At 50.6% G+C, this 22,753-nt stretch carries 19 protein-coding genes; 12 read left to right on the forward strand and 7 right to left on the reverse strand.

The features are described 5' to 3' along the window. The 4 genes from EHT87_RS04195 to EHT87_RS04210 all read right to left on the reverse strand — a co-directional run bounded on the left by EHT87_RS04195 (nucleotide 1) and on the right by EHT87_RS04210 (nucleotide 5,382). On the reverse strand, nucleotides 1-1,536 hold the full coding sequence (locus tag EHT87_RS04195) for an FMN-binding glutamate synthase family protein (RefSeq protein WP_124904162.1): 1,536 nt from the start codon (nucleotides 1,534-1,536) through the stop codon (nucleotides 1-3). Nucleotides 1,537-1,667: 131 nt separating this feature from the next. Then, the gene (locus EHT87_RS04200) at nucleotides 1,668-2,906 is read right to left on the reverse strand and encodes a 3-phosphoshikimate 1-carboxyvinyltransferase (RefSeq protein WP_124904164.1); all 1,239 of its coding nucleotides are present in this window, start codon (nucleotides 2,904-2,906) and stop codon (nucleotides 1,668-1,670) included. A gap of 130 nt (nucleotides 2,907-3,036) precedes the next feature. Next, nucleotides 3,037-3,630, reverse strand: a complete 594-nt coding sequence (locus tag EHT87_RS04205) for a hypothetical protein (protein WP_124904166.1) — start codon at nucleotides 3,628-3,630, stop codon at nucleotides 3,037-3,039. A 141-nt stretch (nucleotides 3,631-3,771) separates the two neighbouring features. After that, complete coding sequence (locus EHT87_RS04210; RefSeq protein ID WP_124904168.1) at nucleotides 3,772-5,382, reverse strand: DUF4139 domain-containing protein; 1,611 nt, start codon at nucleotides 5,380-5,382, stop codon at nucleotides 3,772-3,774. A gap of 176 nt (nucleotides 5,383-5,558) precedes the next feature. Between EHT87_RS04210 and EHT87_RS04215 the strand changes: the two genes are divergently transcribed. The 8 genes from EHT87_RS04215 to EHT87_RS04250 all read left to right on the forward strand — a co-directional run bounded on the left by EHT87_RS04215 (nucleotide 5,559) and on the right by EHT87_RS04250 (nucleotide 13,475). Further along, nucleotides 5,559-6,653 carry an Ldh family oxidoreductase gene (locus EHT87_RS04215; protein ID WP_124904170.1) on the forward strand — a complete coding sequence of 365 codons (1,095 nt, stop codon included), beginning with the start codon at nucleotides 5,559-5,561 and terminating at the stop codon, nucleotides 6,651-6,653. A gap of 7 nt (nucleotides 6,654-6,660) precedes the next feature. After that, a complete protein-coding gene (locus EHT87_RS04220; RefSeq protein WP_124904172.1) occupies nucleotides 6,661-7,605 on the forward strand; it encodes an EamA family transporter in 945 nt (314 codons plus the stop codon). Between the two features lie 57 nt (nucleotides 7,606-7,662). Beyond that, nucleotides 7,663-8,700, forward strand: a complete 1,038-nt coding sequence (mltG, locus tag EHT87_RS04225; RefSeq protein ID WP_124904174.1) for an endolytic transglycosylase MltG — start codon at nucleotides 7,663-7,665, stop codon at nucleotides 8,698-8,700. An 89-nt stretch (nucleotides 8,701-8,789) separates the two neighbouring features. Next, nucleotides 8,790-9,209: an acyl-CoA thioesterase gene (locus tag EHT87_RS04230; RefSeq protein WP_124904176.1), complete on the forward strand. Its 420-nt coding sequence runs from the start codon at nucleotides 8,790-8,792 to the stop codon at nucleotides 9,207-9,209. A gap of 26 nt (nucleotides 9,210-9,235) precedes the next feature. After that, nucleotides 9,236-10,189, forward strand: coding sequence for a YihY/virulence factor BrkB family protein (locus EHT87_RS04235; protein WP_124904178.1), 954 nt, complete (start codon nucleotides 9,236-9,238; stop codon nucleotides 10,187-10,189). A gap of 269 nt (nucleotides 10,190-10,458) precedes the next feature. After that, nucleotides 10,459-11,505 (forward strand): glycosyltransferase family 2 protein, encoded by a 1,047-nt coding sequence (locus tag EHT87_RS04240; RefSeq protein ID WP_124904180.1) that lies wholly within the window; start codon nucleotides 10,459-10,461, stop codon nucleotides 11,503-11,505. A gap of 95 nt (nucleotides 11,506-11,600) precedes the next feature. Further along, the gene (locus EHT87_RS04245) at nucleotides 11,601-12,221 is read left to right on the forward strand and encodes an L-threonylcarbamoyladenylate synthase (RefSeq protein WP_124904182.1); all 621 of its coding nucleotides are present in this window, start codon (nucleotides 11,601-11,603) and stop codon (nucleotides 12,219-12,221) included. A 408-nt stretch (nucleotides 12,222-12,629) separates the two neighbouring features. Continuing rightward, the gene (locus EHT87_RS04250; protein WP_124906009.1) at nucleotides 12,630-13,475 is read left to right on the forward strand and encodes a hypothetical protein; all 846 of its coding nucleotides are present in this window, start codon (nucleotides 12,630-12,632) and stop codon (nucleotides 13,473-13,475) included. 482 nt (nucleotides 13,476-13,957) lie between these two features. Here the strand turns inward: EHT87_RS04250 and EHT87_RS04255 are convergent, their stop codons facing one another. After that, nucleotides 13,958-14,833, reverse strand: coding sequence for a lysophospholipid acyltransferase family protein (locus EHT87_RS04255; RefSeq protein WP_124904184.1), 876 nt, complete (start codon nucleotides 14,831-14,833; stop codon nucleotides 13,958-13,960). Nucleotides 14,834-14,948: 115 nt separating this feature from the next. Here EHT87_RS04255 and EHT87_RS04260 point away from each other — a divergent pair, with 115 nt between their 5' ends. The 3 genes from EHT87_RS04260 (at nucleotide 14,949) to EHT87_RS04270 (ending at nucleotide 19,493) form a co-directional block, all read left to right on the forward strand. Beyond that, nucleotides 14,949-15,602, forward strand: a complete 654-nt coding sequence (locus tag EHT87_RS04260) for a WbqC family protein (protein WP_124904186.1) — start codon at nucleotides 14,949-14,951, stop codon at nucleotides 15,600-15,602. Between the two features lie 59 nt (nucleotides 15,603-15,661). After that, complete coding sequence (locus EHT87_RS04265; RefSeq protein ID WP_124904188.1) at nucleotides 15,662-18,190, forward strand: ATP-dependent Clp protease ATP-binding subunit; 2,529 nt, start codon at nucleotides 15,662-15,664, stop codon at nucleotides 18,188-18,190. Nucleotides 18,191-18,341: 151 nt separating this feature from the next. Then, nucleotides 18,342-19,493, forward strand: a complete 1,152-nt coding sequence (locus tag EHT87_RS04270) for an outer membrane protein (RefSeq protein ID WP_124904190.1) — start codon at nucleotides 18,342-18,344, stop codon at nucleotides 19,491-19,493. Between the two features lie 23 nt (nucleotides 19,494-19,516). Here the strand turns inward: EHT87_RS04270 and EHT87_RS04275 are convergent, their stop codons facing one another. Then, on the reverse strand, nucleotides 19,517-20,506 hold the full coding sequence (locus EHT87_RS04275) for an alpha/beta fold hydrolase (protein WP_124904192.1): 990 nt from the start codon (nucleotides 20,504-20,506) through the stop codon (nucleotides 19,517-19,519). Nucleotides 20,507-20,681: 175 nt separating this feature from the next. Between EHT87_RS04275 and EHT87_RS04280 the strand changes: the two genes are divergently transcribed. Further along, the gene (locus tag EHT87_RS04280) at nucleotides 20,682-21,818 is read left to right on the forward strand and encodes a hypothetical protein (protein ID WP_124904194.1); all 1,137 of its coding nucleotides are present in this window, start codon (nucleotides 20,682-20,684) and stop codon (nucleotides 21,816-21,818) included. A gap of 71 nt (nucleotides 21,819-21,889) precedes the next feature. Here the strand turns inward: EHT87_RS04280 and EHT87_RS04285 are convergent, their stop codons facing one another. Continuing rightward, nucleotides 21,890-22,663 (reverse strand): phosphatidylinositol-specific phospholipase C/glycerophosphodiester phosphodiesterase family protein, encoded by a 774-nt coding sequence (locus EHT87_RS04285; RefSeq protein ID WP_124904196.1) that lies wholly within the window; start codon nucleotides 22,661-22,663, stop codon nucleotides 21,890-21,892. Nucleotides 22,664-22,753 lie beyond the last annotated feature (90 nt).

Consider the following 22,753-nt stretch of genomic DNA (forward strand, 5'->3'; position numbering starts at 1 on the left):
TTAGGTCCTGATCTTCAGCAAATCAGCAATGGACGTAAACGCAACCACATCTTTGGTATAGCCGTAGGCATCGCACAACGGCTGAATCCGGTTGTTGTCGCCCATGGCCAGATCGACGTCCTCCATCGTAAACTGACAGGGGTGCTCGTACCCCGCAGCGTGCGAGATTTCCAGAATTTCCTTGGTCAAAGCCTTGATGTAATTGTAAAACCGCTCACTTTTCAGCGTGGTATCAATCCCGGCCTGTAACCATTTGCTTTGGGTGGCAACGCCCGACGGACAGCGGTTGGTGTGGCAAATCTGGGCCTGAATGCAACCGATGGACAGCATCGCTTCCCGGCCCACATTCACCAGGTCGGCACCCATCGCAAACGCCATGATGGCCGATTCGGGCAACCCCAGTTTGCCGGAAGCAATGAAGGTGATGCGGCTGGTCAACCCGCGTCGCTGAAAAATCTGGTAGACTTTTGAAAAGCCGTAGACGAAGGGCAGCGAAACGTGGTCGGCAAACGACGGCGGGGCTGCTCCGGTTCCGCCTTCCCCGCCGTCGATGGTAATAAAATCCGGACCTTTTCCGGTTTCCAGCATGTAGTCGGCCAACTCGGCCCACAATTCCAGTTTGCCGACCGCCGACTTGATGCCCACCGGCAGACCGGTTTCGGTCGCCATCGCTTCGATGAAGGCCACCATCGTGGGAATATCGGAAAAGGCGCTGTGTGAAGCGGGAGAAATGACATCCTTGCCCATCTCGACGTGGCGGATTTCGGCAATTTCGGCGGTGATCTTGGCGGCTGGCAGCACGCCCCCTTTACCCGGTTTGGCACCCTGCGATAGTTTCAGCTCCAGCATCCGGACAAACGGATTTTCCTCCACCAGCTTCACCAGTTTTTCCATGACAAAATTGCCGGTATTGTCCCGAACCCCGAAATACGACGTGCCGATATTGACCACGACATCCGCGCCAAATTTGTGGTAGGGCGACAAACCGCCTTCGCCGGTATTGTGGTAGCAGCCGAATTTCAGAGCCCCTTTGTTCATTGATTCGATGGCTGCCGCCGACAGCGACCCGAAGCTCATGCCGCTGATGTTGACGATCGAGGGCGGGTGATACGGTTTCCGGCGTTTGTGAAAAAGCCCGATGACTTTGGCCGATGGTGCAATATGGGGGCTGTTGTAATTGGGATTATCAGGCGACAGCTTGAGCGGAAGCAAAGCGGGTTTGATGAAAATATACCCCGCACTGGTAATATCCTGGTCGGTACCGAAACCCTGAAAGTTGTTCTCCTGCTTCGAGGAAGCATAAATCCACGCCCGCTGCTGGCGGTTAAATGGCAGTTCTTCGCGGTTGTTGGCCACGATGTATTGCCGCAATTCCGGCCCGAAACTTTCCAGGAAATACCGGATGTTGCCGACGATGGGGAAATTATGCCGGATGGTGTGTTTCTTCTGATTGATGTCGTAGAGGGCCAGCAGCAGTAAGCCAATCAGTAGCCATCCCCACCAGGAAATGGTGCCAAGTAATGTGAGAAGTTCCAAGCGTATCAAGTTTCAGTGAGTTACGTAAATGTAAGCAATGAAACAAAAAAAACCTGCAAGGCCACGTTGTCCTTGCAGGTTTGTTGGAGAGCGTTACAAAAATGGGCCGTTGGATTCTGCAAACGGGTAAATTAGCCTTCAAAACGGACACCGGCGACCCGGGCCATGTCTTCCCAGAACGAGGGGTACGATTTGGCCACCACGCCCGGTTCTTCAATCACCACTTCCTGCCGCATCGCCACCGGCGCAAAAGCCATTGCCATCCGGTGATCGTCGTAGGTGTCGAACGTAGGAACCGTGTCGATGGAATGGGTGGTGCGAACTTCGTAGCGGGTATTTTTCTCCACTTCCACCATCTCGGCCCCGATTTTTCGGAGTTCGGTCTGAAGCGCGAAAACCCGGTCGGTTTCCTTGATTTTCAGACTTTCGACGCCGGTCAGGGTCAAAACAACGCCTTTTACGGCGCAGCAAACCGCCACGGTTTGGGCCAGATCGGGGCAATCCGTAAAATCCCAGGTTAAAGCCGATTGCGCCGGTATTTTAGTCAGAATGACACCTCGATCGGTGAACGTACTTTCCACGCCGAGGGGTCGCATGATGTCTACAATGGCACTATCACCCTGCAACGAAGCTTCTTTTAACCCCAATAATTCAATTTGGGACGATTCCTCCTCGGCCAGCGACAGCATACTGAACCAGTAACTGGCCCCCGACCAGTCGGATTCGATGGAGTAATCGGCAGGCATATAGGGAGTTGGCGGAACGGTAATGGTTTTGGTAGCCCAGTCGGCCAGAGCCTGAACACCAAAATGTTCCATTTGGCGCAGGGTCATTTCGATGTAAGGACGCGAACCGATATCGCCGGTCAGTTCGAGCGTCAGGCCGTCGGGTAGGGTGGGAGCGATCATCAGCAAAGCCGAAATATACTGGCTGCTTACATCGCCCCGGATCGCCAGCCGGTTGGTGCCATTCCCGGAAAACCCTTTCGTTGCAAGGGGTGGAAAACCGTCATTTTTCAGGTAGTCGATGTCGGCACCCAGCGCCCGCAGCGCATCGACGAGAATACCAATGGGCCGTTCGCACATGCGCGGAGTTCCGGTCAGCGTTTTGTGTTGGCCCGTCACGGCAAAATAAGCCGTCAGAAACCGCATGGTAGTGCCGGCATCTAGAACGTCGGCCACCGAATCGTCCGATTGTAAAAGCCGGATCATGGTCTGGGAGTCGCGGGCTGCTGAAACGTTGTGCAACGTGCCACGAAAGCCAGTCAAAGCATTGATAATCAGGGCGCGATTGCTTTCACTTTTGGAAGAAGCCAGAGGAATGGTAGCCCGGACCGGCCCGGACGGTGGGGTTAGACGTATAGCGTTCAAATCAGAAACGGATTGGTTAATAGTGCTGCAAAACTAATCAAAGGAATGAGGAATGAGGAATGATGAACGATGAATTGCCTGTCGTAGCGCATCCATCGTTCATTATTCCTCATTCCTCATTCGCGGAAAGCTAGTAGGTTTCAAGGACTTTCAGGCGGTGGTTTTTATTGATCCGGTAGCGCGGATAGCTCACTTTGTAGCAGATCGCGCCCAGCGCAATCATGACCGCCGGGGCTTTCAACGCGCGGGAATCGGCAACGAGTCGCTTTTCGCTGCGGGAAACGTTGATGACATCCGCCAGAAAAAAGAGGGTTCCGGCGATGGGAAAAATGTAGGTGCCCTGCGTGATGAACGGAATCTGACGGTTGACGTATACTTTTTGAATTTTGTCGATTCTGAAATGAACGGTTTCGGGCAGAAAGGTATTGGGATCTTCCAGAATCAGCATCAGCGTCGTGTCCGTGACGCCGTAAAGCGGTTCCCGGTATTTTTTGCCATTGTACCGAAATTTAATTTCCTCGTTCGGAAAATACCGGTAGCGACGAAAACCGCCCAGCCGCCCCATCACATCCAGCGCCAGGTATTTCTGCCCCGGCCGAATCATGGCTGCGTAGGGCGACTTCTGCTTGATCATCAGCGAGTCCACAGAAAGCGTATCGCTCTGTGCCTCAACGGAATGAACGAAAAATAGCAGCAGTACCGAAACGAGCAGACGATGGATCATAGTCTCTAAACGAAGAATTTTAACTAAATTACCCATCGTCGGGGCACAACTTTGGGGTTTGCCCCGACGATGACCAATCTGTTAACCAAAAAATAAACCATTTGGCTTCTAATTACCGGATTTTTACGCAAAACAACCGGATTATTCCGCATTGACAAGCTGTTTGCCTTTCGGATATTTGACTGTATACCGAAACACGAGGTCGCGGTTTTCACCCGGTTTGAGCGTCAAATTCCAGGTCAGACGACCGGTTTCGGCGTTGCGTTCCGCCCCGGCGCTGTCATTCAACTCCACCTCGATCCGGTTATCGGTCGAAACCGGAATCTGGTCGAAAAGCGTCAGATTTACCGGCTCGGTTTTCGTATTCCGAACCGAAATCTTGTAGCTATACTGATCACGAACAGCCGACCCCAATCCTTTTCGGCTGCTGAAATCCTGCGTTTTTTCCCGTTTTACGATGATTTTCCTGTCGCGGCCCAGTCCCAGCGTCAACGTATCGCCCGCTTGCTGCAAATCGACCCGCGTTTCGCCAACATAGGTGCCGTCAAAATAGGTGCGGGCGATTCCGTTTAGCAGATTTAATTTTTCCCAACCCGACAAGGTCGCGATCAAAAAGGCATCCGAATCAACCTTGGGCGTCGCCGTATACCGATAACTAGCCGGTACTTCACCCGATTGAATATCGACCACCTGCGGGCGGTTGTTCGACAAGATGGTGTACGGCGTCGAGATTTCAAACTTGACACTCGTTGGCTGTTCCGTAACCTGGGTAAAATCGGCGGTGGTGGCCAGATCGGCGGCTGAAGCGGCCTCGCTGGCCACCGCGCCCCCGCTCTGTTGTCTTGATTGTAATTTTGCCTGAGCGGGCGCCATCATCGGAACCGGCCGGGGTTCATAGAAACTCACAAACTGCGTTTCCAACTGGGGCTGCGTTCCGGGCAAAGCCGGGTTGGAGGTCGATAAAGTCAGCCTGACATTCTGCCAGTCGAAACCGGTATTCTGGTACACATTCGCTTTGTAAGCCAGAAGGGCCGGTTTTTTGGTGTCGCGAACCCGAATGTCGTAAAACGGAACCCAACCGGCGTTGTCCACCACGTAACTCAGTTCCAGATCGACGGTCGTCCGGGCTTTTGCCGAGAGTGTCACTTCAATTTCGCCGACCGGCCGCTCACGTTTCGCATTCTGTTCTTTCACCTGTCCTTCGAGCCGGTCGACTTTCAGTTTCTGCTCCTTCACCAGTTTTTCCAGCGCCAGGAGTTTCTTGCCCACGTCGGTCAGCCGCTGGCGGAAAAAGTCGGCCATGTCGGCCACCTCCTTCACGACGGTGCCTTTTTCGGTGCCCACTTTCTGATTGGCCAGCACCATTTTCTTCTCGTTTTCGAGCACTTCTTTCTGAAGAGTCAATCCGTCGAAGTAATCACGGGCCGTTCGTAACGAATCCTCCAGCCGTTGCAGGGAAGCCGGTTTTGGTACTTTGGTCAGAAAGTTGGTCCGGAACTGAACGCCCTGAATAACGGCGTCGCCTTTGCCGCTGACCTGAATACTCTGGGGGTCGGTCTGGGCCGACGCATTATCGATAATCAGCCGCGTTGTACCCGGAGTGAGGGTTGCCCGCGCCTGCGCATTAATCTGGGCACGGTTCAGAAATACCGTAATGTGTTGCAGGGTCGAGGTGACGCGCTGTTCGTCTTCCTGGGCTTGTACGACCGAAAACAAAAAACAGGCGGTTATGATAAAGAGGATTTTTTTCATGAATTACGGATGGAAAAATGCTGGTTCGAGAATATAGATACCATTCGGAGCGGTTTCGTTTAGTCTGTCGGCTATTTTTGTGAAAATAGTCGGCCGGAAATCCGGTTCGATTTAGTGAATTGTTCGTACAAACCGTCCAGCCGGTTGTAAATTTCCGGTCTGTTTCCGCCAATCCAATGATTCCAGTTCACCAACTCAAAGCGTTTACGAAGCAAGTTTTTCTTAAAATCGGATTTTCGGATGCCGACGCCGATCTGGCGACCACGGTTCTGGTGCAGGCCGATCTCCGGGGTGTGGATTCCCACGGCGTGGCCCGTCTGGCGGGCTATGTGCGCCTGTATGACCACGGTCGCCTGAATCCGGCTCCGGAAATTCGGGTCGTTCACGAAACGCCGTCCACGGCGGTGGTCGACGGCGACCGCGGGGTTGGTCTGGTTGTAGGGCCGAAAGCCATGCAGATTGCCATCGAAAAAGCGCGGATGGCGGGCACGGGCTGGGTCGCCGTCCGGAATTCCAACCACTTCGGTATTGCCGGGTACCACGCCATGCTGGCGCTCGAACACGACATGATTGGCCTGACGATGACCAACGCGGCTCCGCTCGTCGCTCCCACGTTTTCTTTGGATAAAATGCTGGGTACCAACCCGATCGCTGTTGCGGTGCCGGCTTTAACCCAGCCGCCATTTGTCGCTGATTTTGCTTCGACGGCGGTGGCGTATGGCAAGATGGAAATTTTGCAGCGCAAAGGCCAGGACGCACCCTTGGGCTGGGCGCAGGACGCGCAAGGCCAGACCACAACCGATGCCAATCCAATTAAGAACGGGGGCGCGTTGTTGCCACTCGGTTCAGATCGTGAACACGGTAGTCACAAAGGATACGGTTTAGGGGCCATTGTCGATATTTTCTCCGGCGTACTGTCGGGGGCCAACTACGGGCCGTGGGTTCCGCCTTTCGCTACGGCGGGTTTCATGGCCGCGCAGGAAGGCGTTGGGGCCGGAACCGGGCACTTCTTCGGGGCAATGCGAATCGACGCCTTCCGAACCGCCGATGACTTCAAACAACATATGGATAACTGGATTGGCGCGTTTCGCAACGCCCGGGCGGTGGAAGGAAAAACCGTATTGATTCCCGGCGACCCCGAGCGCGCGATGGAAGCCGAGCGCGGGGCAAACGGATTGCCCTTGATTGAACCGGTTATTCAGAGTTTACGCGAACTGGCAGAACGGTTTGAATTGAAATGGGATTCCACCCAAATGACGAACGGACAATAATCATTTAATGACTCAACCTCAACCCAAACCCTGGCTGATTTTGCTGGCTTTTGCCGCCGTTTACATCATCTGGGGATCGACGTATCTGGCCGCTTTGCTGGGTCTGGCGAGTATTCCGCCTTTTCTAATGGCTTCGTTGCGTTTTCTGATTGCCGGTATTTTGCTGTTCGGTTACTGTCTGTTAAAAGGTGATTCGAAACTGACAGCCCGGGATCTGGGCCGCAACGCCTTGAGTGGGGTTTTGATGTTGTTCGGCGGCACGGTTTCCGTGATCTGGGCCGAGCAATACATGCCTTCCGGTTTGGCCGCCATTCTGGTGACGACGCTGCCGTTCTGGTTTGTGATTCTGGACCGGCGGCAGTGGCGTCATTATTTCGCCAACTGGATGATTCCCAGCGGAGTCGTTATCGGTTTTGCCGGAGTGGTATTGCTCCTGGCGCAACCCGGTCAGACTGCGCAGTTGCTGCAATCATCCGGACAATTCTGGGTAAGCGTTGGCGTATTATTGACGGGCGGTATTTTCTGGACCTTCGGCTCACTCTACGCCAAATACAAACCGGCCTCCTCCTCAACGGTTTTGAACGGCAGCTTCCAACTGCTATCAGCGGGCACTTTCAGCGGGCTGGTTAGTCTGCTTTCCGGCGAACTGACTGATTTTCAGTTTGATCAGGTGCTGCTTAAATCCTGGCTGGCGCTGGTGTATATGATAGCTATGGGCTCGATCGTCACGTATCTGGCTTACCTGTGGCTTCTGAAAGTGCGGCCACCGGCGGTTGTCAGCACCTACGCGTATGTAAATCCGGTCATTGCGGTTTTGCTGGGCGGACTGTTTGCCAACGAGTCGATTTCGGTCCGGCAATTGCTGGCGCTGGTGGTTATTCTGACGGGCGTACTGCTGGTCAATCTGCCCAACTACCAGCGCATCCGGAAACCCGTCGGGGCAAAAGTTTGATTTGTTATTATTGAACCGCCATCCTTACTACCTTTGCAGTCCCAACTGTTTGTACTTATGTCCCGTTCATTTGTCATTGGAATTCTGATTGTCGCATCCGTTCTGTTATCTACGTTCTCATTTTATGGGTGGCAAATTTTCAAAACGCCGAACCTGCAAACGGATGAAGGCGACAAAGATTTTGAGCTGCTGATTCCGCGTGGAGCGACGTTCAAAACCGTCATGGACTCGCTTGATGCCCACCATGTCGTGCACGATAAAATGTCGTTTCGGTTTCTGGCGCGCTTCATGAAGTATACCGATAATGTGAAAAACGGTCGGTATATTATTAAAAAGGAAATGAACAACCAGGACGCGATTCGCAAACTCCGTTCGGGTGCTCAGGACCCCATGAAGCTGACCTTCAATAACATCCGGTTAAAAGATGAACTGATTGCCAAGCTGGGGAGCAAATTTGAATTCGGCCCTCAGACGCTGGATACCCTTTTGAAAGATCCCAGGGTGTGTGAACGGTATGGTTTCGATACGACGACGATCATGTGCATGTTTTTGCCGAATACGTACGAATTTTTCTGGACCACCAGTGCCACGAATTTTCTGGACCGGATGGGAAAAGAATACAAGAAATTCTGGACCCCCGAGCGTCAGCAAAAAGCAAAAGACATGGGATTGACCCAGACGCAGGTGCAAACGCTGGCTTCCATTGTTGAATCGGAAAGTAAAAAGAACGACGAAAAACCGCGGGTTGCCGGCGTTTACTGGAACCGATTGCAGCGGGGTATGTTGCTGGAAGCCGACCCGACGCTGGTGTTTGCCCTCCGCGATTTTACCATCCGGCGGGTGCTGAACGTTCATAAGCTCATCGATTCGCCGTACAATACGTACCGGTTTAAAGGCCTGCCGCCCGGTCCGATCAACCTGCCGACGCTCAGTTCGATCGATGCGGTATTGAATCACGAAAACCATGATTACCTGTATTTTGTAGCCCGATCGGATTTTTCCGGCTATCACACCTTCGCCAAAACGTACGAAGAACACCTGAACAACGCCCGGATTTATCACGCCGAACTGAACAAACGGGGAATTATGAAATAAATAGACTAAAGAAGCGAGACCAGAGAATAGTAGCCAAAAAGCCGCCAAAGTCATCATTCTCTTGTCCAGCCTCTCTATCTTACGAAACCATGTTTACGTACGAAGTGCCACCCATTCGGGTTCGTTATGCCGACACCGATCAGATGGGGTATGTTTATTACGGCAATTACGCCCGGTATTATGAAATCGGACGCGTGGAAGCGTTGCGGAGTCTGGGGTTTCATTACAAGGACATGGAAGCATCGGGCGTGATGATGCCCGTTTATGAAAACCGTTCGCGGTATCTGCGGCCAGCCCGGTACGATGATCTGCTGTCGATTCGGGTATCGATCCACGAAAAACCCGGGGTGCGGATCATTTTTCACTACGACATTTACAACCAGCACGGCGACCATCTGAATACCGGGGAAACGACGCTGGTTTTTATGATGGCCGCTACGGGACGCCTGACCAAATCGCCCGCTGATCTCAACGAAAAACTCAAACCTTTTTTTGAATCCAGGGTTTAATTTTCATCCAGTAACGCTACCTGATCATGTTGGAAAAATTGATGCGATATAGCGCCGTTCAACGCGTTATTATTTTTCTTCAGAAGCACCGGGCCTTTGATTCCAAACAGGACTGGTTTCAGTTTCTGAATAAATTTCTCCCCAAAATAGCCGACAATGATACCAGTGAGCGGGCTGCTTCGGTAGCGTATAGCCTTATTCTGGCGGTTTTTCCGGCCGTCATTTTCCTGTTTACCCTGATTCCGTTGATCCCGATTCCGAACCTGGAAGGTCAGGTGATGGACTTTTTCTCGCAGGTTCTTCCCGCATCGACCTACGATACCGTCAAAACCACCATCTACGACATCATCAGCCGGCCCCGGGGTAATGTGCTTTCGTTCGGTTTTCTATTGGCTTTGTATGCGGCAACAAACGGAATTCTGTCGCTGATGATGGCTTTTAATTCGTCTCACAAAACCGGTGAACGGCGCGGTTTTCTGAAAACCCGGCTGATTGCCTTCGGTTTGACCATTATGCTGGCGGTCGCCCTGTTTTTAGCGATTGCCGGTTTAGTCGTGGGGGGCGTTTTGACGGATTACCTCCAGCACATCCGCATTCTTGACAATGTGGTTGTGACAACGCTCCTGAATGTAAGCCGGTATCTGGTCGTGTTTGCGGTATTTGTTGGGGCTATTTCGGTGATTTATAAATTTGGCCCCGACATCGATATGAAATGGAAGTTTGTCACGCCCGGTAGTATCATTGCCTCGGTACTGGTGGTGTTGACTACCTACGGGTTTTCGTTTTATGTGTCCAACTTCGGCTCCTACAACAAGCTTTATGGTTCCATCGGAACACTCATTGTACTCATGATCTGGATTAATCTGGTCTGTTTACTGCTTATTCTCGGATTTGATTTGAATGTGGCGTTGTATCAACTGGAAGGCGATAAAAATCCGCAGGTAGAAGAGAAAACAATAAATGCTCCCCAAACCGCTTAGAGAGCATTTACAATAACCCTAACCCAAAAAATCAGTAGCCAAGCTCTCGGCCTAAACTCTGACTGTTTCTTGCTGATAATTAGCATAAAAACCGTGCCAAAGCTGACTTAATTTACTATTCGGTTGCAGGCCCGCATTTCCCTTTCTACTCCGTAATCAGCACCGTTCACTCAAAAATGTTGTATTTATCGTTTGAATAATACATACTATTGCCCTAGGGAGAGTTGCAGTCTCTTTGTTCGATAATTACCTATCCTTCATCATCTATTATGGCTGAAACTCTTGTTGAGGAACCGCAGGGCTTGCTGGCAGATTACCTGTCGTCGGTCCGACCGTTGGTATCGGTTATTTGCATCTGTTATAACCACGAACGCTTTATTACGACGGCTTTGGAGTCGGTTTTAAACCAGACTTACCCGCTGGTCGAATTGATTGTAATTGACAACAACAGCAGTGACCACTCGGTGGCTCGAATTGAGGAAGTAATCCAAAAACATCCGAAAATTCAGTTGATTCGGAACACCGAAAATACCGGGATCTGCCGGGCGTTTAACCAGGGACTGAAACGGGCCAAAGGACGGTATATAATTGATTTATCGGGCGACGATGTTCTGCACCGCGAACGGATTACCCGGCAGGTTGCCGGATTTGAACGATTGGCGGGCGACTATGCCGTAATTTTCAGTAATGCCGCTTACATCGACGAAAACGGCCAGTTGACCGGCTATCACTACCCCGTCAATTCGAGAGGAGAAACCACGCTGGAGGTGCCATCAGGTTGGGTTTTTAAGGAAATTCTGGCGTCTTATTTTGTGTCGACTCCCACCATGATGATGCGGAAAGATGTTCTGGAAAGCCTGGGGGGCTACGACGAATCGCTGAGTTATGAAGATTTTGATTTCTGGGTCCGGACGGCGCGTGATTACCGGTATCATTACCAGGACGAAGTGCTGACGAGCAAGCGAATCCTTCGAAACTCACTTTCTAGCCAATTTGCCGACCGGCAAAGCTCACTGCTGGGGTCAACGTTGAAGGTTTGTTACAAAGCCTTCGACCAGTGCCAGTCGACGGACGAATACCAGGCGTTGGCGGGACGTATTCGCTGGTTTATCCGGCAATGCTTTTATACCGAGCAGTTCGAACTGGCGTTTCGGTTTAAAGAATTGCTGGAATTCATGGAAAGGCCCGATTTCCAGACAGCTGTGATCCTGCGTCTTTGCAAGTGGCATATTCCGATCAACAGGTTATACCGGCGGTATGCCCAATGGCAGCAAAACCGCCAGATTAGTCGGGGCGATGTCCGGATGTTGGTTTGACAACCACGCCAGATTTCTTTTAATCTCAGCCAGGAAATCGGTTATTTGCAACCAAAAGGCCCCAGGTTAGTTAAGCAGATAATCAAGAGAAGTGTATGTCAGCCGAGTTTTTACGGATTCATCCCGATACCCCTGAGGAGCGGAAGATTCGCCATGTGGTCGATGTCCTGCGCGACGGCGGGGTCATTATCTATCCAACCGACACGATTTATGGATTGGGTTGCGATATTCACAACACCCGGGCCATCGAGCGCATTGCCCGCATCAAAGGCATCAAACCCCAGAAGAACGATTTTTCATTTATTTGCCACGATTTGAGCCACATCGCGGACTATGCCAAAGTTGGAAATATGGCGTTTAAAATGATGAAGCGACTGCTGCCGGGGCCCTACACGTTTATTCTCGATGTTAGCCACCGGGTGCCCAAAATCCTTCATACCAACAAACGAACGGTGGGAATCCGGATTCCCGACCACAACATTCCGCGTGAAATTGTGAAAGAGCTGGGCAATCCGATCATTACGACGACCATCAAAGACGACGACGATATTATCCAGTATATTACCGATCCCGAAATTATTTTTGAGCGGTTTCAACACCTGGTCGATATCGTTATCGACGGCGGAATAGGCGGAAATATTCCCTCAACCATCATCGACGCTACAACGGATGATTTTGAAATTGTCCGGCAAGGATTGGGGCCGGCGGAGGTGTAAAACGGGTTTAAAAAAGTTAAAACCAAAACCTCATACTCATTATTTTCAGAATACCATTTCGATTTACAATAGAGTTTCTATTTTTGGTGTACCTACGGATTAGAGTCCGTATTTTTTATGACCTTCACGGTCTGAAAACCGTAGGTTGTTAATTTCACATTTATTAATTCAAAAACAGTGGTAAACGGAGGGTGTAAGGCGTGCCGAGCGGCATGGAAAGCAGTGGCAATTACTTCAATAGTTATTCAATTCAACGCGTTAACGGGCTGTTCATCCAGCAATGGAAGCAGTGAAGAAAAGACCAAAACCGATAGCGTTGCCGTCAAATCGTCAGCGCCGGTAACGGATTCGGTTCAGAAAGTGGCCGTCGTTCAGACGGCGTCGGCCGACACAACGGAAAAAGATCCGATGAAGGCCGACACCCTGCAATTTGCCGGAACCTTGCCCGATACGCTTCTGCCCAAGCACCGGATTCTGGCATATTACGGAAATCCGCACTCAAAAAAAATGGGTATTTTGGGTGAGTTTCCCCGCAAGGAGATGCTGCGCAAACTCGACCAGGAAGCCGAAAGATGGCAAAAAGCGGACCCCTCAAAACCCATTCAGAAAGCCTTGCATCTGGTTGCAATTTCGGCACAGGGAGCGCCCGGTAAAGACGGAAATTACCGCCTTCGGATGAGTGACAAAACGATCCGGAAAGTCATCAGCTGGGGTGCTCAGCACGGAGCCATTGTTTTTCTGGATATTCAGGTGGGTCTGGCCCCGCTGAAAGGCGAGCTGGCTTTTCTCGAAAAATACCTGAAACTGCCTTATGTACACCTCGGGATTGACCCGGAGTTTTCGATGAAAACCGGTGCTCGTCCGGGATCCAAAATTGGTACCTATGACGCGTCGGATGTCAACGATGCTGTGCAGTTTCTGAGCCGGATTGTTAAAGAAAATAACGTTCCGCCGAAGATTCTGGTGGTCCACCGGTTCACGCAACGCATGGTGACGAACTACAAAAATATTAAGCTCGATCCCCGGGTTGCGGTTGTCATGGACATGGACGGCTGGGGACCACCGTCGTTAAAGATCGATTCATACAAAGATTACATCGTTAAAGAACCGGTTCAGTATACCGGCTTCAAGCTTTTCTACAAAAATGATATGAAGAAAGTGGACCACCGGTCAAACCATAAAGTTCCGCATTTGATGGAACCAGAAGAGGTTCTGGCTTTGGAACCCAAGCCACTTTATATTCAATATCAGTAGTAAGATTACCGGCAGCCTGAAAGGCCTGAATAGATTAACCCCGACACCGCCCGGGTCTACCCGGCTCAATACCAGACTAAGCCTGAAAGGCTTGAATACGCTAACCCCGGGCGGTGCCCGGGTCTAATCCGACAAGCATACATCGCCCTTACGGAACAGGCCAACTCATCCCATAAGCTTACTTACGGACAGAGTCATGGCGAGCCCCGGGCGGTGCCCGGGGTTAGCGTATTCAAGCCTTTCAGGCTTAGTCGGATGCTGGGCTGGTATCCCCCGGGCGATGCCCGGGGTTAGCGTATTCAAGCCTTTCAGGCTTGGTGGATGCTGAGCTGGGTATCCCCCGGGCGGTACCCGGGGTTAGCGTGTTCAAGCCTTTCAGGCTTAGGTGGATGCTGGGCCGGTATCCCCGGGCGCTACCCGGGGTTAATCTATTCAAGCCTTTCAGGCTTAGTCGGATGCTTCATGCAGGCTTTTATCCCATTCTACCACTTCACCTGCGTCTTTACGTATTTGTCGCGTTTGTGCTTCCAGCGTTTGTGCGACCAGAGCCAGTCGGAGGGCGCTTTTTGAATGGTTTTTTCCAGAAGATCCCGGTATCGGTGGAGTATTTCACCTGCCGGTAGATGGTCATACGGCGGTTCGGCGATGGGGTAGAACGTCATCGTGTAATGACCCCGGCGGATGCGTTGCATTTCAATGTAAAAAACCGGCAGGCTAAAACTGCGGGCCAGCCGCTCCGTGCCGGGATAAAACGGCGTTTCCTGATTCATGAACGTGGTCCAATAGCCATATTCGGGCTGGTCGGGAATCTGGTCGGCAACGAGAGCAATCAGGCGGGGCTCTTTTCGCCGGGTAACCATTTCCCGCAGCAGGGCCTTCATCGGCACGGGTTTGGCGCCAAAATTGGAGCGGATATAATGAACCAATCGCTCCGAAACCGGATTGGTTAATTTTTTATAAACCGCATCGGCGGGCATCCCATTCACGACCGATGCGGAAGGGGCCCATTCCCAGTTGCACTGGTGTGAAGCCATAATTAAAACCGCCTGACCCTGCCCCAGTTTTTCCTCAACCAGTTCTTTGTTGGTAAAAGTTACCCGATTTTGTAACTCGGCGGGTGACAATCCCGGTAACTTAAGCGTCTCAACCAATACATCCGCAAAGTTTCGGTAAAATTTTTTAGCGATATACCGGCGTTCCGTATCTGATTTTTTAGGAAAGGAGCGTTTTAAATTCGTATCGATTACCTTTTTTCGGTAGCGGATGAGATAAGCCAAAAGAAAGTACAAAACATCGGAAATGATGTAAAGGGCGGCAATTGGAACGTTGGCAAATAACCGGAAAAAGAATAGTGTCATTGGAAAATGGGTAATCCGATCCGCAAAAAAATACCGCCGAATTAAAATTTTGCGGAACCGTTTGCTTGTTCAATGCGAAATTCATTTATTTGGTGCTATCAACGAGTCGAGTATATTGGAAAAGTACCACGTTGGTCAATTAAGCCAGGCAATTCGGATTGAATTGCATTACCTTCCCAGCCTGACTTATTTCACCGCACTCTTACCCTTCGATACCGTTTGGCTGGAAGCAGCCGAACATTATGGAAAGCAAAGTTACAGAAATCGGTGTTATGTCCTGACGGCAAATGGCATCGACCGACTGACGGTTCCGGTACTGAATGGTACGCATAAGCAATTAATTCGTGAGGTACGGATTGATGACCGTCAAGCCTGGCCGGATCGTCACTGGCGATGTTTGGTTACGGCTTACAGCAAAGCTCCTTTTTTTGAGTACTATGCTGATGAACTGGAGTTGGTATTTCGGAAAAAATGGGTCTTCTTAATTGACTTAAATCTCGAACTGCTGACATTATGTCTGAAATGGCTGGGCTGGCAGAAGACGCTGCTTTTGACAGAAACCTTTGAAAGACAACTGAGTAGGGAAGTTCTGGATGCTCACGCGCAAATCAATGCCCGGGGAAATATACAAAATGGCAGGTTTTATCATCCCGTTTCTTATCTTCAGAACTTTGGCAATGTATTTGTACCTGATTTAAGCATTCTGGACTTGATTTTCTGCCAGGGAAATAGGGCCAGCGACGTTTTAAAGCAGTCGTTGATCCAGTGAACAATACCGAAAAAAAAATCGTTACTACGGTAAGACGCAAATAATACAACCCTAAGCGAATGGAAGCTAAATTTTCGAACCGAGTTAAAGAAGTTATCTCGCTCAGCAGAGAGGAAGCCCTGCGTCTGGGTCATGACTACATAGGCACAGAGCATCTGTTGCTGGGTATGATTCGGGAAGGCGAAGGGGTAGCCGTTGGGTTATTGAAAAAATTGGGCATTTCATTGGACGAACTCCGCGTAACCATCGAGCAGGCGACCAAAGGAACCGCAACCAACAATGTCAAAAATCTGGCCAATATACCACTCACACGTCAGTCTGAAAAAGTACTTAAGATTACGTACCTGGAAGCAAAAATCTTCAAAAGTCCGCTGATTGGCACGGAACATCTGCTCCTGTCCATTCTTCGCGATGAAGACAATGTAGCCACCCAGATTTTGAACAAATTTAATGTCAACTACGAGGTAATAAAGGAAATGCTGGAATATCAATCCTCCGGTACACGTCCGCATATGGGCCCCGAAACTGACGACGACGACAACGACCGCGGCATGTTCGGAAGCAGCAGCTCGGGATCGGGAAAAGATCCGAAAGGGTCTGAAAAGTCGCGTACGCCGGTTTTGGATAACTTCGGCCGTGACCTAACGAAATTGGCTGAACTGGGCAAACTTGACCCAATCGTTGGCCGTGAAAAAGAAATTGAACGCGTTGCTCAGATTCTGAGCCGTCGTAAAAAGAACAACCCGATCCTGATCGGTGAACCCGGTGTCGGTAAAACCGCCATCGCGGAAGGGCTGGCCCTGCGGATCGTTCAGAAAAAAGTATCGCGGGTGCTGTTTGGCAAACGCGTGGTAACGCTGGATCTGGCTTCGTTAGTGGCCGGAACCAAATACCGCGGCCAGTTTGAAGAACGCATGAAGGCGGTCATGAATGAACTGGAAAAATCGCCGGAAGTCATTCTCTTCATTGACGAGTTACACACAATCGTCGGTGCCGGTGGTGCTTCGGGTTCGCTCGATGCTTCCAACATGTTCAAACCGGCCCTGGCCCGGGGCGACATCCAATGTATTGGTGCCACCACGCTGGACGAATACCGCCAGTACATTGAAAAAGACGGTGCTCTGGCCCGTCGGTTCCAGGTCGTGATGGTCGACGCTACGTCGGTTGAAGAAACCATCGAGATTCTGAACAACATCAAAGATAAATACGAGGATCACCACCACGTCAACTACACGCCGGAAGCGGTTGAAGCAGCCGTTAAATTATCAGAACGGTATATTTCTGATCGTTTCCTGCCAGATAAAGCCATCGACGTACTGGACGAAGTGGGGGCCCGCGTACATATCTCCAACATCTCGGTTCCCGAAGATATTCTCCGGCTGGAAGACAGCATCGAGAACATCAAGAAGGAGAAAAACCAGGTGGTGAAAAGTCAGAAATACGAAGAAGCCGCTCAGCTTCGCGATAAGGAAAAACGCCTGATCGATCAGCTGGACCGCGCTAAACTGGCCTGGGAAGAAGAAACCAAGAAAAAACGCTATACGGTTTCGGAAGAAAACGTGGCCGAGGTTGTCGCCATGATGACCGGTATTCCAACCAGCCGCGTAGCCACCAACGAAGGGGCCAAACTGCTGAACATGGCTGAACAATTGACCGGTCGTGTGATTGGTCAGGATAAGGCGGTTCAGAAACTGGTGAAGGCCATTCAGCGGACGCGGGTCGGTTTGAAAGATCCCAAGAAACCAATCGGTTCATTCATCTTCCTGGGGCCAACTGGTGTTGGTAAAACCGAACTGGCGAAGGTGCTGGCTTCCTACCTCTTCGACAAAGATGACGCACTGGTGCGGATCGACATGTCGGAATACATGGAGAAATTCAGCGTAAGCCGTCTGGTCGGAGCTCCTCCGGGCTATGTGGGTTACGAAGAAGGCGGTCAGTTGACGGAGAAAATTCGTCGGAAACCGTATTCGGTTGTCCTGTTGGATGAAATCGAAAAAGCCCACCCGGATGTGTTCAACATTCTGTTGCAGGTGCTCGACGATGGTATACTGACGGATGGTCTGGGTCGCCGGGTCGATTTCCGGAACACCATTATCATCATGACCTCGAATATCGGGGTTCGCGACCTCAAAGATTTCGGTTCAGGGATCGGTTTTGCCACCCGTGGTAAGTCCGAAAATCAGGACGAAATCATGAAAAGCACGATTCAGAATGCCCTGCGGAAAGCGTTCTCGCCGGAATTCCTGAACCGCCTGGATGATGTGATCGTGTTCAACTCGCTGCAACGCGAAGATATCCACAAGATTATTGACCTGATGCTGGGCAAACTGCTCGGCCGTGTCACGAGTCTGGGCTACAAAGTTGAACTGACGGATAAAGCCAAAGACTTCCTGTCGGAAAAAGGCTACGATCCTCAATACGGTGCACGTCCGCTAAGCCGGGCTATCCAGAAATTCCTTGAAGATCCCGTCGCGGAAGAAATCCTGAAAGGCGATCTCAAAGAAGGGGATGTGATCATGGCTGACTACGATGACAACGGGGAAAACCTGATCATCACGGTGAAGAAACATGAGCCGGTAACCGAATAAGGTTAACTAGATACAATTGATATACAGTTTCGAATAGGCTGGACGTAAGTTCAGCCTATTTTTTTTGAAGTTGACGGGAAATGAAACGAAATGGGATTGGAAAGTTGAACCGGTATTATTATTGCTACACGTTTACTGTAACTCAACTTATATGAAATTAGCGACTCTCCTGTCCGGTTGCCTGCTCCTGATCCCTCATTTTTCTACTGCTCAGACTGAACCCGGCCGTGCTCTGTGGAGCGGGAATTTGCAACTAAATACCACCCAGCTCGCCGGAGAGTATCCGAACGGTTATACACGTCGCAGTCCTCAACTCAATTTCTCGGTCAATCATGGCGTATTTCTACAAAACAACTGGTTGCTGGGATTGGCGGTTAATGGCTCGTACTACAAACAGGTGAATGCAAACACCATCCCGTTGAATCAGCAGTATCGCCGGGGCGGATTATCGATTTTTGCCCGAAAATACTGGGGAGCCAGCAATTGGCGGATTTACGCCGGTGGTGGTATTGGCGGTAATCTCGACAACTACAGCCAGGAGGTTTATGATGCCGGAACCAGCATCCGAACGGAGAACAGGACAAATACGTACCAGGTTTCACCCTTCACACAAATCGGCGGGGTCTATTTCCTCGATGGCCGGTGGGGCCTGGAAATGTCCACCAACAGCACCGTATTCCCTTTCACATTCAGCGGTTTGACTGCCGGCTTGATTTACATGACGGGTCGGACCCGGTCAGAACGAGACATCCAGGCTGCTACCCCGCCGACGGTCGGATCGCAGGCCCGAGCGGGCCGGTTCACGGTAGGAGCAAGTGTCGTATTTTCAGGCAGAAACGAAGAATTGAATAATCGGCGCTCCGACGCCAAAAGCCTGATAGCGGCCCCTGCGGTTGGTTTTTTTGTGGCAAATAATTTTTTGGTTGGCATTTCGGTGCCCATTACCTGGAGTACCACGAGCGGAACCAGCAAAGCTGCAGAAACCACGCTAGGCATCGCACCCTATGTTCGGGCTTATCTTTCTAATACCCGGCTGCGTCCTTACGTGGGCGCGACCTTTACGTATTCTGCCTATTCTTTCAAACAGGATCCCTTTCCCAAAGAACAAATCAATCATACCACCGGAGGAACGCTCAACGGTGGCCTGGCCTATCTGCTCGGTGATAACTTTATTGCTGAAGCCAACCTGCTGAATCTCAATGTTAGCAAGCAAACCCAAAATAACCAGTTGAAAAATGGATTGTGGCTTCAGGGATTGCAACTGACAACCTCACCGGCTTTTACGGTTCAATACGTTTTTTAACGGGCAGCTCGGGGCTTTGGGAATTAATATGAATGACCGGCGGGCTTGCTAACCATCTTCCAGATCAGGTCGTGCGCTCTTTTGGAAGTTTCAATACCATGCCCGGTATTGGGAATAATCTGACTGCCCTGAAGCGTCAGAATATTTTCTTCGGCTAGTCGAATGGTTTCACCCGGTGGAAATAAGGGATCTTTTTCACCCAGAATCAGGTAAATATCTGATGTAAGTCGGCGCAGCTCTTCTTTCTTCAAGGGTGCCGGGTAATCACCCCGAAACTGGTGATTCAGGAGTGCATAGAGCAGGTAGTTGCTGATTAACTCCCGATAAACCGGGGAAACCGTTTGATGAGGTGGGCAAAAAATCGCTTTATCCAGAAATTTATTCAGATTAGCCGGTGTTGGAAAAATCATCGGTAACAGGTTGTAGTACAAATTTCGGATTGATGTTGAAAAGGGTTGAATACCTGCCGGGTTGACCAATATTGCTTTTTTTACCCGTTCAGGCGATTCCAGACACAGCTTCAGACAGATTAAACCGCCGAGGGATGCACCGGCAATAGTCGTTTTCTTTATGGCCAGGCCATCCAGTATTTCCGTTGCCCAACGACCGTAATCATTCGTTTTGACACCCGGATTTTGTCCATCGCTAAGACTGGGCTGACCGTTTACCTCGACGATGTAATACCGGTAACTTTCCCGGAAGGGTTTCAGCGCATTATCCATATCCCAGAACAAACCGCAGGTTCGGGCACCGGGAAAGAACACGATCGTTGGGGCTTCCGTCAGGTGCGGATTGGCCGCCCAGATCCGCGTGTTTCCAAACGAAGTGGGAATGGAAATTCGCTCGTATGTAAAACCATTCAGGGCTTCTACCTGCCGGTTCCAGTTTTCGAGGAATAAAGTGGCTTCAGACGGTTTTTTAAATGTGGAGATCCGGTTCGATGTCATGCTGATTCTGATGCAGTGATCGCCAAAAGTAGGCATCAGGAACGGGTTTTGACAAGCGGAATGCATACCGGGTGGGTTTGGGTGAATACCTGACGAAACTGGGCCAACCCCTGTTCTCAACAATAGGTATCGTTTATTCCCGAACCTTGAAAATCCTACTGTAGTGATGCTTAACTATTTTTAACAACATGTTTTCATGTATGTCTGAAAATTTACTTATATTTTCCCGAAAAAAGCCAACATGAAAAAAGCTTTACTCCTGGCCTGTCTTTGTGCTTTATCGCCACTCGTTCAGGCCCAAACCGAAAAAGGTCGGGGAATCTGGACGGGAAGCGCCCAATTCGATCATACGTCACAAAAAAATGGTCTCAATCAAAACCGCAATGTATACCGGACCACCAAAAGTAGTTTTTCATTCAGCCGGGGTGTTTTCTTTAAAGATCAATGGCTGGCCGGAGGTGGGCTGAGTATCGGGATGGAAACGGCCCGTTTAAGTACACCAAATTCACCCCAGTTGCCGGGCTTTCGGTTTTCCAACTTCAACAGCAGTCTAAATGGGTTTGTCCGGCGGTATTGGGGAAAAGAAAAGTGGCGGGTCTTGCTGGGGGGCGGTTTATCGCTCAGCTACGGACGAGGGGATTTTGAAGGGGAGAGTACGAGCAGCCCGGACCGGAATACCCTGACGGCTACCCCCGTTGCTCAAATAGGAGCCAATTACTTTTTAACGGACCGGATTGGCCTGGAAGCCTCCGCCATCTCGTCTTCATTTCCATTTGCTTTTAGTGGCTTCGGACTAGGATTGGTCATCCTGACCGGGGGCAGCAAAGAAAACACGACTGGAGTTTACGAAGCTCCCCAAACCGCAAAAGGGCGCTGGGTTATGGGCGGTACATTTACTTTAAATACCCAGGGCGAGAAGCTAAACCGACCCGGTGCCAGCGAAGTACGATTGAACACATTGGCGCTGAGTCCTTCCATTGGATGGTTTATCAAAAAGAACCTTCAACTTGGTGTTTTAGTCCCGTTGTCGATTGTTTGGAATAAAGAGGGGTCGGTTGTAGGGTATGGAATCAGTCCTTATCTGAAAAAATACGTCTCTGATAACCGGCTGCGGCCTTTTGTTGAAGGCAATTTGTCCTACACTTCGATTCGTAGTAAATCCGAGGGAGCCAGTACCTCCGTTCAGCAAACCGCCGGTATTTCCGCCAGTGCCGGGTTAGCCTATCTCCTGGGTGATCGATTTATTGTCGAGGCAACCGTGGGCAACGCGTATTTTATCCGGAATTTTTACCCGAAAGCAACCAGCCAAAGTTCCTGGTCAACCGGTGCCTCAGCGACCCTGCAACCCCGTTTAACGGTCACCTACGTATTCGATTAAAAGAAATAACCCCGGTTCAATCGTCGGGACGGAACCGGGGTTATCTTTTACCAGCGTCTGCTGACTGTATTTTATTTCAATGCTTTAGCGCACTCCTCCACTTTGTCGGTATTGATAAAATCGACACCAATTTTAGCCAGTTGTTTCCAGGCATTGGGATTGTCGGGTGAAGCCCAGAACCGGATGGGCTTGTTCTGGCCGTGCGCCCGCTTAATGAATCGTTTCAGGGTTTCGCGGTCTTTTTCCGGCATTTCACCCTCGCCGTTCCACCGGGAATACGTTTGAAACGTATCGCTGAACAGAGCGACGTGTTTGATGGTTTCGTCGTCGTATAATTCGCTGGGACGGCCGTCGAACAGGATGTAGGTGGGGTAATCGACCCAGTTGGCGATGGGCGGACGGTTACCACTGACCACCAGCTGAATCGCCACGGGGTTCATGGCGCGGTCGAAGCAGGTGCGGTAGGGGGCAACGGCTTTTTGTAATTGCTCGATGGCTTCGACCCCGTTTTCCTTCAGATCAATCAGCAACTGGAACGTGTATTTCCGATCAGAACTGACCGAACCACTGGCCGACTGGCGGCTTTTGTTCTGACCAAACAAGGCGGCTATGGGCTTTAAATAGAGAGAATCCAGCGTACGGCCGGGCTGAATTTGGGATTTATCATGAGCAACTATTAACTTACCGTCAACCAGGAAAACGTCGGCTTCAATGGAACCGGCCTGGTTGCGAATGGCGGCCACGAGTGGCTCCGGTTTTTCGTAGTCGTTGTGGGCGTGAATTTTCTGGGCCACACTCCACTGACTAAAGCAAACCATCAAAAAGATAAAGGCAAATCTTGTCATGAGTTATCAGAGGAGGGTTCAGAAAAAAAGCCGTACAACTCTTTCGCAACGTTTCGGGCAAAAGTAGTCGGATGATCGAATATATACTAC

Origin of the sequence: Larkinella knui (assembly GCF_003858645.1) — a bacterium.
Taxonomy (GTDB): Bacteria; Bacteroidota; Bacteroidia; order Cytophagales; family Spirosomataceae; genus Larkinella; species Larkinella knui.